Consider the following 13,202-nt stretch of genomic DNA (forward strand, 5'->3'; position numbering starts at 1 on the left):
AAAAATTGGTTTTAAATTAGAAATAGCCCTGTATGCCAACGGTCAAGTTTCGACCTGGACGAGGTGCTATATCTTTTAAAAATGAGGTATGAACACGGGCTTCGGTATCCGTTAAGTTTTCGCCGCGGAAAAAGAGAGAGGTATCTTGATCGAAAATGGCTAAATCGTAGGTCACGTGTAGATCTACCAGCGTGTAGCCGTCGGTATCCGTCTCGAAATCGGCGATACGGTCTTGAGATTGGAAGCGTGTAATATCAAGATGCGCACTAAGCGCTTCATTTTCATAGCTAAGCTGCGTGCCAAAACGAAGGGGTGGCGTTCTTGGCAAATCCCCGCCATTTTCCAAGCGTGCTCGCACAAAATCACCAAATGCAGATGCTTTAAATGAATCGGTTACCTGCCAAGCTATTTGCGCCTCAAAACCATGTAAGATCACGTCATCAGTTTGAAATAGGAACACGGGCAGTTCGCCAGAATGGTCATCTTCTGACTCTGAAGCATGCATCTCGTGAGCGTGCCCCTCATGTTCATCTGTGTGGTCGTGGTTATGGCCATCGTCGGCAAACAAACCTGTATTAATTTGATAGTAATAGTTATCAATCTGGTTATAGAAGAGGTTGGCAATAAAGCTGACATCGCCTTGGGTTTTTCTGAATGTCAGATCAATATTGTTTGCGGTTTCCAAATCAATAACGTCGTCGGTCAGGGTAATTTCCGACTCGCCATTATGCTGTTCAAGTGCAAAGAGGGCACCCACTTCATACGTTCGCGTACCGATATGCGGGCCAAAGGACAACAATTCAGACGCAGAAGGTGCACGCTGAGAACGAGAAACCGAAAGGCCTACATTATATCCAGGCGTAAAGTCCCATACGATACCGGCTGATAAACTCATGGGAGTAAACTCATGATCGGCATAAAAAGCACGGGTTATGTCGGCGTCGCTGTGTCCATGGTCGTCATGGTCGTGAGCATCATGGTCATGATCGTGGCTGTCTTCATCACCGCTATGGTCATCATGTCCATGAGCGTCAATGGTGGGAAGTAATACTTGGTCAGCATTTAACGTAACCCGTTCAATACGCCCACCAAATTGCAGCAGTACATCACCAAAATGGCGTTCTTCTAGTAACGACAGTGCTAGCATTTCTGTTTCTGATGGCGGCGTGAAAGCTTCACTTCCCTGCGCCTCTACATCACTTGCCTTGTAATGAATGCTAAGGCCACCGTTGAAACCTGCAAAAGTTTGATGCATTAAATCTAGGCGTAGCTCGTAGGTTTCATTTTTAAACGTTGTACCGGCTATGCCCGCTTCAATTTCTGCGTGTTCATAATCGGTATACCCAGCGCGCATGTTCACCTTACTGAGAATTGAGTCTTCGAACGTAAGCTCGCTCAATAATTGAATTTTGGTTTGTTCTAAATCAGCAAACACGTCGCCATGCTCAGACTCGCCGCCATGGTCGTGCTCGTCGTCATGATTGTGCTCGTCGTCGTGATCATCATGTTCTTCTTCACCATGACTATGACCGGGAATACCGTATTCACGATTAAACTTTTCAACCGATATACCAACATATCCGTTGTCTAACAAATAACTTGTACCCAATGTGAAGCCTGAAGACTCTTCGGAACTGTTGGCAACGGTATTCGCGCTGTCGTGTTCTTCGTCATGATCTTCATCATGGTCGTCATGCTCTAATTCTGGATTGACTGGTACTTCATAATCATTGGCATCTCTGAAGAAGCCATCGGCATAAAACGCCACATTACCAGTGCCTGTGGTGGCGTTGAAACTGGCTAAGTTTTGATCGTCAACGCTGCTATGCTGCACTAACCACTCGCCTTGAGTGTCGGTGCTAGTTGGAACGCGTTTGTCTACTACATTGACCACACCGCCAATGGCACCACTGCCATAGAACAGCGTTGCTGGACCACGCAGCACCTCAATTTGCTGAGCCGTTGATGCCTCTGAAGCAACAGAGTGGTCTGGGCCAACCCGTGATACATCACTTACATCTAACCCATTTTGCGCAATTAAGACACGGGGGCCACTGAGGCCTCGAATAATCGGAGTACTCGCTACTTTTGCGTGAAAATTAGTGTGAACTCCTGGTAGTTGCTCTAGCGTGTCTCCTAGCGTTGCAGCTTGCTCTCTACGAAGCGAATCTCCGCCTAAAACATTTACCGGTATTGCCGACTCCATAGACGATAAATGGATGGGCGAAGCATACACGTCGATAACTTCAATAGGGCTTCGCTCAAGGACAAACGATACCTCAGTACTGTCGTCGCTGCTTACTGTTATGTCTTTGTGGAGGTGAGCGTAATCAGATGCTCGAATATGTAATTCTTTTACGCCTTTGCTCGCATCTTCGATGACAAACTTGCCATTTTCATCGGTGGTCACTTCTAAACCAGAACCTTCTAATTCGATAAGCGCTCCAGCTACGGGCAAACCTTTTTTGTTAGTCACTTGACCTTGAATAGTTTGAGCAGTAGCTGTCGCGCACAGACTTGAACAGACTATCAAAGCAACCTTGGATAACTTTCTCATCCACTCCCTCTCTGAGTTGATATGTTATACTATAACACTTGTTAATTTTCAGTAATGTTATATTATATCAATTACATCGGCAACGCCTTATTCACAAAAACCACCTTGCGAGGTAACGATGATCTTTAAGCGCCTTTATTTACTGTTGTTCATCTGTGCTTCCGGACAATCTTTAGCAAATGTCCACGTTCACGGAGCAGGTTCGCTGTTTATCGCTCAGGATAACAATGTGTGGCTTTTTCACTACGAGCTTCCCGCAGCGGATGTTTTCGGGTTCGAGCATCAACCTGAAAACGATAAGCAGCGCGACATCGTCCTATCTCGTAAGCACTTGCTTAATGATGCAAAGCACTTAATACAAGTACCAGCGGGTTGCAGTATTCAAGCTCATGATGTGAACTTTCCGTTTGATGATGAAGGTCACAATGACCATAGCGCAGGTCACGACAGCCATCATAACTCATCAAATGAGCACGGCGAAGCACATGAGCACGGCGAGGCCCATGAGCACAGCGAAGCTCACGAGGAAAAAAAGGCGCCAGAGCACAACGATGTTGAAATAGCAGTAACGCTTAAGTGCAAACCGGATATTTCAAATATCACGCTGACTCTGTTTGATCATATTCCTAGCATAAACAGTCTTAACGTTGTCTGGGCTACTAATGTAGGGCAAGGCAGTCAAACTGCGACCATAAAAACGGCGACAGTGAGGATATGATGACAGTAGCCAAGCGCACGCCAAAATATGTGGCGAAAGCCAGAAGCTTGATTGAAAGTAGCGCAAATAAACCCACGGTTAAACGGTGCAATGTCCTTGCCGTTCTGCTGTCAACAACAAAGCCGTTATCAGCTTATGAACTCACTGATCGGTATAACAAACGATATACCGAGAGCATTATTGCAGCCTCTGTTTACCGTATTCTTGATTGGTTGACGCAAGCGGGTGTTGCGTATCGATTAAATATTCTGAATAAATTTATTGCTTGTCAGCAGAGGCCAAGCACGCAGCAACTCTCTATTTTTATCGTGTGCAAAAACTGTCAAAAAACGATTCAAAAGCGCGCACCAAACACGCTGGTACACCCTATTTATGAACGAGTATCGGAGGCGAATTACTGCGATATTTTGCCACATATCGAGCTAACAGGGGTGTGCGAGCAATGCGCGCACATTTCACATCAAAAGGAGAACGTCATTGAATAATGCTGCAATCAAATTAGCAGATAAGTCAGCGGTTACCATTTCAGGGTTGTGCCTTTTGCACTGCCTGCTGCCACCGTTATTGGCAATATTTACACCCTATCTAACAGGACTTGCATTGTTTGAAGACGAAGCCTTACACGTGTGGCTATTAGTGTGTGTTACTCCCATTAGTTTAATCGCGATTTTTTGGGGGTTTACTAAACACAGGCGTCTTAACACCCTACTGTTCGCCGTTTCTGGGCTGGCACTTTTGCTTGTGGCAGCGACTGTAGGCCATGACCACTTTGGGCACGAGGGCGAGATTGCAATGACAGTGCTTGGTTCTATTTTATTGGTGGTAGGTCATTTGTTTAATCTGAAGCACCATAAAGCCGTTGAAGTCTCACAATCGTAATACTCTGCCTTGGAGAATATAATGAAGTTACAAGTCGTTGGAGACAAACTGGCCATTGGACTATCGGCAATTTGCGTAGTGCATTGCCTGGTGCTCCCTGTATTTTTAACGCTATTTCCATCAGTACTCTTTACGTTCTTTTCAGATGAGCAATTTCATCAGGCTATTTTGTATTTCATTTTGCCACCTAGCATCCTTGTACTTGGTCTTGGCTTTCGCCATCATCGAAACATACCAGTGCTTTTCACGGGCATTGTCGGGCTATTTATTTTGGTGTCTACGGCGACTTTAGGTCACGATTTGCTGGGGGAATGGGGAGAGATTAGTCTTACTGTATTAGGTTCGTCAGTGATTGCCGCTGCTCACTTTTTTAATGCAAAGCTACGACATTTACCGTCTGAAACAAAAAAACGGTGAACAGTACAGTCTCAAAAAAATGTCTTCTGTCCTACTATTAACGCGAATGACTTCTAAACGTATCGGATTGGCCGGTAAACGTGCTTATCGACGCTGTGTTTAGCACATAAGCCGACGTGCCGGCTACATCTTCATACAATGCGGTGGTTAATTTACCTTTAAGCGTGTAAGCCTGATTGATGTCAAAGGTATTAAACCCGGGCTCAAGCTGAACATAAATCATTTGATTTGGTGGCGGCGGCGGATAATGTATGCAAGCACCAAAATAAGGGACTACGAATAATCGCTTTACGTCTTTGTTTGGGTAAAAGTCGATAGGCACTAGAAAGCCAGAAATGGATATGTGCTGCCCTGCTAACTCTTCAACCGTGTTCATCGACACTAATGCCTGTCGATACTGCGGATCGCTAGCCGACTCTATTGAATTAAGTAGTTGAGCCGTTATGTCATTTACCGTTTTTGCTTCCTTCACCTGATATTTTTCTAGCAATTTTTTCTCTTGTTCTGGAAGCAGCACTTCCCACGGTGTCAGGGAGAAATGAATGTCTTCCTCATACCAATCAACAGCGTTTTTGTACACAACATCAGAGGGCGTCACCAGTGCAATGACACGTTTATAGTGTGTGGCAACCAAATGCCCGCCGAGTAGCCCAGCAGTAATGACGAACAGCCACAGAAAAAGACGAGAATAGTTAAAAGAGGATGGCATTACCGACTTCAATGGTTAATTGGCGTTAATCACTATGTTTTGCTGAGCAAAATAGGGATAACCTTCCTCGTTAGCAGAGACGTTTACCGCAATGGTATGCTCCCCCATCTCGGCGGCATTGAACTCTAACGATATGTTGCCGCGAAGACGGTCAAGAGTCACCGAACTGGGGCTTACAATATTAATCCCCTCGCTTGCAACAAATTCAACAATAACGCTACGAAAACGCAGTGGGGCAGTGTATTGAATATCGAGGGTAGTTTGATCCCCCTGATTAACCTCCCTTTTTTCATCAAGGGTAAGGACAAGCATTTCCTCACTATCACTACTGTATACGCTGTTAGAAAAATTCATATGGCCATAAAGCCCAAACCCAGGTTGACCGTGCAAGTCGCAAGCAAGTGCAGACACAGAAAACAAACAAACCATGGTAAATAGTATATGTTTCATCATTGCTTTACCTAATAAGGTAGATACCGAGTAAGACTGAGATCGTATACCGATGTCCCCATTTCACTCGATGTTTTCTTAATATCGATTTCCCCTTCAAACCACATTGGAATAGACAGGTCTTCAACATCTATTCCTGCTGGCCAACGACCGTGGATTATTTGATTGGGAGGCGGTGGTGGTAAATGTAAGCAAGCACCGAAATAGGGAACAATAAAAAATTCTGTCACCTGTTGTTGGGCGTTGTTTTTAAGCGGCACAATAAAACCAGGAATACGAATTTTACGACCATCGAACTCGGTAATTACACGCTCTGATTTAAGCGCTTCATTAAAGCGTTTGGTTTTAGCGTCGTCTTGACTCTTCTCAGCCAATGTTTCCATGTTGTCATTTTCACTGCCATCTTCGATGCCAAGTAAAAACTCAGGAGGGTCTAGCAATATTGCCAAATCATCTCTTGGTATTAAATCAGTCCACTCAATTTCTTCAAATACATCTTCTGACGCAATCGCAGTAGATAAAAATAGGTTGGCCAGCAGGACTGATAATATAATTGCGCTAACGAAATATTTCACAATTGACTGTCTTTTTGTAATCACAGCTTGAATGTTAAATACGTTATAACATAACATTGAGGATAGGTTCAATTTTCGTTTTTGATACGTTTTATGCAGTTAACAACACCATCGCCCTCACCTAGCTCTTCAAATGCCGTTGATGTGGCTGATGTTGTTTACCGCTATCCATCTCGTCAATCGGCGTTTCTATGCGATCGCTGGTCTTTGCCAAAAGGCCAGCATACTTTTTTACACGGCAACTCTGGCAGTGGAAAATCGACATTGTTAAGTTTGTTATCGGGTATTGCCCAACCTCAACACGGCACGATAACGCTGAACAATACGCAGCTGAATACGCTAACGCCAAAACAGCAAGACAGCTATCGCGCTCGACATATAGGGATAGTTTTTCAACAGTTCAATCTCATTCCTTATTTAACGGTACGACAAAACGTTGAATTAGCGTCTTACTTTGCCAAACGCTCAGTCGATATTACCGACCAACTTTTAGTGATGTTAGCGAGCTTACAGCTACCTGAAGCTATTTTGTCAAAAACAGTGTCACAGTTAAGTGTTGGCCAACAACAGCGTGTGGCTATCATGCGCGCGTTAATTAATTCACCCCAGTTATTGTTAATTGACGAGCCCACATCAGCGCTCGACGCAAACGCACGGGACGGCTTTATGCAAATGCTGATGTCTGCTTCACAGTCCTTTGAGTCAACAATGATTTTTGTTAGTCACGACCCCTCTCTTCGACAATTTTTTAAGCACCATCTCGCCGTCACAGACATCTGTCGTTGGGGTGAAGAAGGCTTGTCATGCTAAGAACCGTTGCGTGGCAAAGCCTCAAGAGTCGTAAAAAAACCGTAGTATTGACGTTTCTGTCTTTGCTAGTAAGCATCACAGTATTAATTGCCGTTGAGCATATCCGCTTTGAAGCTAAGCGCAGTTTTAATCGTTCAATTTCAGGCACCGATCTTATCGTTGGCGCGCCAAGCGGCGAGCTAAACTTGTTACTGTATTCAGTGTTTAGATTAGGAAGCCCTACTAATAATATTCAGCTTAGTAGTTACAACATGCTTAAAGAGCATAAAAGCATAGCCTGGACTATACCCATTTCGCTTGGCGATTCGCATCGCGGTTTCAGAGTAATGGGAACCAGCAGCGAGTATTTTACGCATTATCGTTTTGGTGAGGAAGATTCACTTAAGTTTACACACGGTCAACCATTTGAAAGTCTGTTCGATGTCGTTATTGGCTCTGAAGTTGCCCAATCGCTGGGTTATTCGCTAGGCGATAGCATTGTGATTTCTCATGGCATTGGTTCCACGAGTTTTAAAAATCATGAGCACGCACCTTTTGCCATTCGCGGCATTTTAACACCAACGGGAACACCAGTTGATAAAACTGTCCATGTTAGTCTGGCCGCAATAGAGGCTATTCACCTGCCCCCATCTCAACTTGAGCAAATTGTGGAGCAAGGGCGAACTGATCTTCTCACCCCGTCTACTATTACCGCGGTTTTAGTTGGACTAGAAAATCGATTTGCTACTTTTACACTACAGCGCCAGCTCAATAATTTTAAAGATGACCGTTTAATGGCTGTGCTACCCGGGGTAGCAATGACCCAGTTGTGGCAGCTTATGGGCAATATCGAAAACCTATTAAGAGTCACCGCCTTCCTTGTACTTCTATCATCCCTATTTGGTCTATCGACGATGTTAATTGCATCTATGAATGAAAGACGGTTAGAAATTGCGGTGTTAAGAACGTTAGGTGCATCACCTGCAATCATTTTTCAGCTTATTGTTTATGAAGCAATTTTGATTGGTGGACTCGCATTTGGCGCAGCTTGTGCGTTGGTTTCAGTCTCTCTTGCTACTCTCTCAGACTGGCTTATTCAACATTACGGCCTGTTTTTAAGCGCCAATATATTCTCTTTAGACGTGGCTATATTAGGTGTATGTGTTTTTGTAGCCATTGTACTTGCAGCCCTTGCCCCAGCCATTGAAGCTTACAAAAATGCCCTTAATACCCAACTTTCACCCAGTTAACTAGTAGGGTAACTGTAACGATGTTTTGGCCGACAACCACAGAATTATTCTATCGGCATACAAACTGAATTCACCCTGTGATAATCAGGCTTTTTCTTTTTGAGAATCATATTGCAAAACGAGAAACGCAAGGTAGAGCGCCACTTTGCCAGAAAAGCCTAAGGCACTGAAATTATTTGCTTTATTATTGTGGCATGGATATCGCTATCTCATGTGAAATTTACCGTTTAGATGAAAAATTCATATGACCTTGCGTTCAAAAATATCTATTTTAGCTTTCGTTGCCCTATTAAGCAGTGCCACCAATGCGGCAGTCATACTCACACTTGAATCGCCAACACTGGCATTAACCTCGGCAAGCCAAAACACGCTACTTGAAGACTTTGACACCGTAGCTAGCAGCGCATTTTTAAATGCGTATACCACGGCGTTTGGCACCTACTCCACAACGTCCGGTGGTGTGTCTGTTAATAATGCGAATATGTGGGGCGGTGCAGGTGGAAACGGCAAATATCTTTATGTACCAGGCGGCGGTAGTAGTTTAACCCTCACTTTTAAACAACCTGTAGGCTACTTCGGGTTTTGGTGGAGCGCAGGTGATGATCGCAATAAGCTTTCTATAGAGACCAGCAAGCAAACTCTTGATTTTACCACCTCTGATATTCTCAGCTCGCCTGCGTTGTCATCTCTTCACTTTGGCAATCCATTTTGGCTAAACCCTGCATCACCGGCTCAATATGCTGCTAGCTGGCAACCCTTTGCGTTTGTGAATTTATTTGCTGATTCTCAAGTAGACGCGATGAAATCTATCACGTTCTACGGCAGTAACTTTGAAACCGATAATCATACGGTTAATGCGAGTATTCTCGGCCAAACGGGTTTGACGGTGTCAACGTTAGGCGTTACAACGGTGCCAGCCCCATCAACCATGAGTATAGGTTTGCTGTCTTTGGCTTTATTTGCCTTTCGCAAAAAGGCGATAACGCTTAAGTCAAAATACCTACAAGAAAATGTTTAATTTATAGGTGTTGCACTTCAGCTAATTCCGCTGGACTATTTATATTGGCAAATTCTTGTTCATCGCCTCTGTATTTTGCGGCGCTAGCACTAACCGCATGTATAACATTGCGTACCGACGGCGAAGGCTTTTGCACAACGAGTTCACTCAGTTTAGTTGAGTTACTTGCCGAGATGGGCACAACCAGCGGTAGGTAGTATTGCGCATAAAAATAGGCGCGCTCATGTTGTTGAGATAGTTGGATAAGCGTAGTTAGGGTGTTGGGTTGTAAAAAAGGCATATCGAGGGGAATGAATAAAGCATACCCCTTTACATCGTTGCGTTTCGTTTGATAGTCATCACTCTCAATACATAGCGAATACGACTTCATTATGAGTTCGCAAATGGCCCGTCCGGGCCCTAACCCTTCAGCGCTTTCATGAACATCAGCAAAACGACCACCTACTACAACATGGTGGTGTACCTGCGTCTGGCTCATTACATCGCGAGCAGTGTGCAACATGCTACGCCCGGCAACGCTGACCGTTGCCTTGTCTGTGCCCATTCTCGAAGAACGTCCACCAGCCAAAATAAAGCCAAGGCATTGCTGCGCCTGCGATATAGCTAATTTTTTGTCATCCGTTACCGGTGGCATAGCGAATACGCATCCTTAAAACTTAGTTGAAACCCACACCCAAACTCGGTCGGTATCTACGCTAAAGTCATCTGCTGAATAGCTGGCGTATTTAACACCAAGGTTAAATTTTTCGGCCACTTTGGTCGTGTATAACAGGTTTATTTCACTGCCTAAATCATCAATTGCTACAGATGCTTCATCGGCATCGAACTGATGGTAAATGGCGGTCCATTTCCCTCCTGCAAACTTAGCTGAAATAGTCGCCGACAGGTCTTTTAACCCTTGCGCAGGTGTACCTAAGAATTGATCTGACCAACCGTTGAATTTATGCAAAGTGGCTAAGGGCGTGGCAAACCCATAGTTACCCTCATCAGAACCTAGTACTTCATAGCCTAGCTTTGCGGTTATGCCTGACACTACTGCACCGGCTTCTAACAATAGATAGTTGGCATCGAAGTCGTTAGTTGCATTTTCAGCGCTTTGCGTAGCAACTTCTGCGGTATATAGCCATTTAGCAGAATCGGTTGCATACGAGCCCGCATAACGAATACCGTAGGTATCTAATGCATTGTCGGTATCGTTATCTATTTCAAGTAAATACGCATAGGCGGTTAATTTACCTATGTTGTTGCTGTAGCTAACATTAAGAAAATGGTCCTTTGAATCAAAGTCTGCGGCTTCTGCAAAGATACGATTTCGCTGATTAACATAAGCATAGAAAGCGTTAATGTTATCGCTCACTTTATAGTTAACAGATATACCATCGAAGGTTTGACGGTCTTGACGCCAGGCCACGCTGCCAATAAATCTATGCGTATCAAGCGCGATAACCTGCCGCCCTGCTTTTACTTTGATGTTGTCACTTCTGTATTGAATATAGGCTTGATCAAGCTCGGTGGTTTCGGGGTCTGCAATCACAGAATATTCACCAACATTATAACCTGTTGGACCGACGGTATAGTCACCCTGCCCGAGTACTATTCTGCTGTCTTCCATTTCCACTTTAAACGAGAAGCCGTTGTACTCTCCCGATTCAATACCAGCAAAAGTACGCAACGTTAATGCATTGGCGTCACTTAGCGCATTATCTTGAGACGCACCCTCATAACGTAAGTAAAAGTCTGCACTTGCTTTGATGTCTGACAGCGCTTCATACCAGTCTGCCGCATGAGCAATTGGCGCTAACGCCATTGCAATTCCAATGGAGAGTACCGCCTGATTACCTATTTTTGCTGCAATTTTCATAGTGAATTCCTAAATTGAGTGTGAGAAAACCTGACCCGGCCTCAAAGAGTCGAGCTAACTTATTGTTTTTATTATTTGTTGCTATTAAGTGCTATGCAGCGTCGCTATTTTTTGCTGCGTTCTTTTGCTTTGTTTTTTTGTAATTTGAAACTGGCTCAACTTTTTTTTGCTTTTCATACAAAAAGGTAAGTACCTCATGCCGGTAATGGTTGTATTCTGGATTGTCCGCCAGTGCTAAACGGTCTCGAGGGCGAGGTAGATTTACCTCAAGAACTTCGCCAATAGTGGCCGACGGCCCATTTGTCATCATCACGATACGGTCAGAAAGCAACACGGCTTCATCCACATCATGCGTGATCATGATAACCGTGTTACCAAGTTCGGCATGAATATCCATTAATGAGTCTTGTAAGTGCGCCCGGGTAAGTGCATCTAGCGCGCCGAAGGGCTCGTCCATCAGCAATACTTTTGGCTCCATGGCTAGGGCACGAGCAATGCCCACCCGCTGTTTCATGCCTCCCGAAATTTCTGACGGAAGCTTATCAAGCGCGTGAGTCATATGAACTAGCTCAAGGTTATGCAAAATCCAATCGCGGATCTCTTTTTTTGATTTACCCTTCTGCGTTTGTTTAACCGCGAGTTCCACGTTTTTATACACAGATAGCCACGGCAGCAGCGAATGATTTTGAAACACAACAGCACGTTCTGGCCCAGGCTCTTTTACCTCGCTGCCATCTAAAATAACGCCGCCATTCGTAGCCTGATGTAGGCCTGCAACAATGTTTAATACTGTTGACTTGCCGCATCCCGAATGACCGATTAGAGAAATAAACTCGCCTTTTCTTATTTTCAGATTTACATCGGTCAGTGCGGTAAACGGTCCTTTAGGAGTGGGGAAATCAATACCCACTTGCGATAGCTCTAAATGTTTGTTTTGCATAATTTATTCCTCTTCTAAGCGTTGCTAACTTATCGCAACACCGCGTTTTTATCCCAGCTTGCGAAGCGCTGAACGGCTAACATCAAACGATCGAGCATGAAACCAATAATACCGATGGTAATAACTGCCACCATAATTCTGGCTAACGATTCAGAACTACCATTTTGAAATTCATCCCACACAAACTTACCCAACCCAGGGTTTTGAGCCAGCATTTCAGCAGCGATCAGCACCATCCAGCCAATGCCTAGTGACAAGCGCAAGCCCGTAAATATCATTGGAATAGAAGCTGGCAGCACAATTTTTTGTACATGCTTTAAAGGCGTTAATCGCAAAACTTTGCTCACGTTAACTAAGTCTGCATCGATATTTGAAACACCTACTGCCGTATTCACCAACGTTGGCCATAAGCAGCACAAAGACACGGTAACTGCCGAGGTGATAAACGATTTCGAAAACACGGGGTCGTTGCTGACATAAAGGGCACTAACTACCATTGTTACCAACGGTAACCAGGCCAAGGGAGAAACTGGTTTAAATATTTGAATAAGCGGATTCATCGCAGCGTAAGCAGATTTACTGAGGCCGCACAAAATACCTGCCGGCACCGCTATAATGCTAGCAATAAAAAAGCCCACCATGACCGTGTATAAGCTAGTCCAAATTTGATCGAAAAACGTGGGCGCGCCAGTAAACTCGCGAATTTTAGGCACGTAGCTTTCATCTTGCGCTACGCGCTGGGCATTTCGCACCTCTTGACGTTCGTAAAAGGCCGCGGCTTTATCTCGCTGCGCATTGTGCTCGTTCACCAGCACAATACTCTGCTCCCATACCTGTGCCGGCCCTGGAAATTGCCCTAGCGACGTATCAATAGATTTTGAAACGCCATTCCACACGGCTAAAAATAATAGAATACCGACGAGTGGCATGAGCAATTTAGGTAGCATTGAAACAAGGCTCGTTATCCTGCTTTTCCCGTCTAGCTGGCCAATTTGGCTTACCGCCTGTACCGATTTACTCATGATTATGTCTCTATATG

At 44.5% G+C, this 13,202-nt stretch carries 15 protein-coding genes; 7 read left to right on the plus strand and 8 right to left on the minus strand.

Features of this window, described 5'->3' with window-relative positions:
- Positions 1 to 16 precede the first annotated feature (16 nt).
- Positions 17 to 2,557 carry a TonB-dependent receptor gene (locus O9X84_RS05770; protein WP_269518680.1) on the minus strand — a complete coding sequence of 847 codons (2,541 nt, stop codon included), beginning with the start codon at positions 2,555 to 2,557 and terminating at the stop codon, positions 17 to 19.
- Positions 2,558 to 2,675: 118 nt separating this feature from the next.
- Between O9X84_RS05770 and O9X84_RS05775 the strand changes: the two genes are divergently transcribed.
- Genes O9X84_RS05775 through O9X84_RS05790 form a run of 4 tightly spaced genes read left to right on the plus strand, consistent with a single transcriptional unit; the run spans position 2,676 to position 4,571 of the window.
- Positions 2,676 to 3,275, plus strand: a complete 600-nt coding sequence (locus O9X84_RS05775; protein ID WP_269518681.1) for a ZrgA family zinc uptake protein — start codon at positions 2,676 to 2,678, stop codon at positions 3,273 to 3,275.
- Positions 3,272 to 3,760, plus strand: coding sequence for a Fur family transcriptional regulator (locus O9X84_RS05780; RefSeq protein ID WP_269518683.1), 489 nt, complete (start codon positions 3,272 to 3,274; stop codon positions 3,758 to 3,760). The genes O9X84_RS05775 and O9X84_RS05780 overlap by 4 nt, the downstream gene beginning before the upstream one ends.
- Positions 3,753 to 4,154, plus strand: a complete 402-nt coding sequence (locus tag O9X84_RS05785; protein WP_269518684.1) for a MerC domain-containing protein — start codon at positions 3,753 to 3,755, stop codon at positions 4,152 to 4,154. Before O9X84_RS05780 ends, O9X84_RS05785 begins: the two co-directional genes overlap by 8 nt.
- Before the next feature lie 21 nt (positions 4,155 to 4,175).
- A complete protein-coding gene (locus tag O9X84_RS05790; RefSeq protein WP_269518685.1) occupies positions 4,176 to 4,571 on the plus strand; it encodes a MerC domain-containing protein in 396 nt (131 codons plus the stop codon).
- 37 nt (positions 4,572 to 4,608) lie between these two features.
- Here O9X84_RS05790 and O9X84_RS05795 read toward each other — a convergent pair whose 3' ends face one another.
- The 3 genes from O9X84_RS05795 to O9X84_RS05805 are packed head-to-tail and all read right to left on the minus strand — an operon-like array spanning position 4,609 to position 6,305.
- Positions 4,609 to 5,280 carry a DUF3299 domain-containing protein gene (locus O9X84_RS05795; RefSeq protein ID WP_269518686.1) on the minus strand — a complete coding sequence of 224 codons (672 nt, stop codon included), beginning with the start codon at positions 5,278 to 5,280 and terminating at the stop codon, positions 4,609 to 4,611.
- 15 nt (positions 5,281 to 5,295) lie between these two features.
- On the minus strand, positions 5,296 to 5,733 hold the full coding sequence (locus tag O9X84_RS05800; protein WP_269518688.1) for a hypothetical protein: 438 nt from the start codon (positions 5,731 to 5,733) through the stop codon (positions 5,296 to 5,298).
- Between the two features lie 8 nt (positions 5,734 to 5,741).
- Positions 5,742 to 6,305 carry a DUF3299 domain-containing protein gene (locus O9X84_RS05805; RefSeq protein ID WP_269518689.1) on the minus strand — a complete coding sequence of 188 codons (564 nt, stop codon included), beginning with the start codon at positions 6,303 to 6,305 and terminating at the stop codon, positions 5,742 to 5,744.
- A 93-nt stretch (positions 6,306 to 6,398) separates the two neighbouring features.
- Between O9X84_RS05805 and O9X84_RS05810 the strand changes: the two genes are divergently transcribed.
- The 3 genes from O9X84_RS05810 to O9X84_RS05820 all read left to right on the plus strand — a co-directional run bounded on the left by O9X84_RS05810 (position 6,399) and on the right by O9X84_RS05820 (position 9,362).
- A complete protein-coding gene (locus O9X84_RS05810) occupies positions 6,399 to 7,115 on the plus strand; it encodes an ATP-binding cassette domain-containing protein (RefSeq protein WP_269518690.1) in 717 nt (238 codons plus the stop codon).
- Positions 7,109 to 8,344, plus strand: a complete 1,236-nt coding sequence (locus tag O9X84_RS05815; protein WP_269518691.1) for an ABC transporter permease — start codon at positions 7,109 to 7,111, stop codon at positions 8,342 to 8,344. The genes O9X84_RS05810 and O9X84_RS05815 overlap by 7 nt, the downstream gene beginning before the upstream one ends.
- Before the next feature lie 244 nt (positions 8,345 to 8,588).
- Positions 8,589 to 9,362 carry an Npun_F0296 family exosortase-dependent surface protein gene (locus O9X84_RS05820; protein WP_269518692.1) on the plus strand — a complete coding sequence of 258 codons (774 nt, stop codon included), beginning with the start codon at positions 8,589 to 8,591 and terminating at the stop codon, positions 9,360 to 9,362.
- A 1-nt stretch (position 9,363) separates the two neighbouring features.
- Here the strand turns inward: O9X84_RS05820 and mobA are convergent, their stop codons facing one another.
- The 4 genes from mobA to O9X84_RS05840 all read right to left on the minus strand — a co-directional run bounded on the left by mobA (position 9,364) and on the right by O9X84_RS05840 (position 13,110).
- The gene (gene mobA / locus O9X84_RS05825) at positions 9,364 to 9,996 is read right to left on the minus strand and encodes a molybdenum cofactor guanylyltransferase (RefSeq protein WP_269518693.1); all 633 of its coding nucleotides are present in this window, start codon (positions 9,994 to 9,996) and stop codon (positions 9,364 to 9,366) included.
- Positions 9,997 to 10,011: 15 nt separating this feature from the next.
- A complete protein-coding gene (locus O9X84_RS05830) occupies positions 10,012 to 11,223 on the minus strand; it encodes an alginate export family protein (protein WP_442864509.1) in 1,212 nt (403 codons plus the stop codon).
- Between the two features lie 91 nt (positions 11,224 to 11,314).
- A complete protein-coding gene (locus O9X84_RS05835; RefSeq protein WP_269518694.1) occupies positions 11,315 to 12,163 on the minus strand; it encodes an ABC transporter ATP-binding protein in 849 nt (282 codons plus the stop codon).
- Positions 12,164 to 12,192: 29 nt separating this feature from the next.
- A complete protein-coding gene (locus tag O9X84_RS05840) occupies positions 12,193 to 13,110 on the minus strand; it encodes an ABC transporter permease (protein ID WP_269518751.1) in 918 nt (305 codons plus the stop codon).
- Between the last annotated feature and the right edge of the window lie 92 nt (positions 13,111 to 13,202).

Origin of the sequence: Alteromonas sp. BMJM2 (assembly GCF_027257845.1) — a bacterium.
In the GTDB taxonomy this organism is placed as follows: Bacteria; Pseudomonadota; Gammaproteobacteria; order Enterobacterales; family Alteromonadaceae; genus Alteromonas.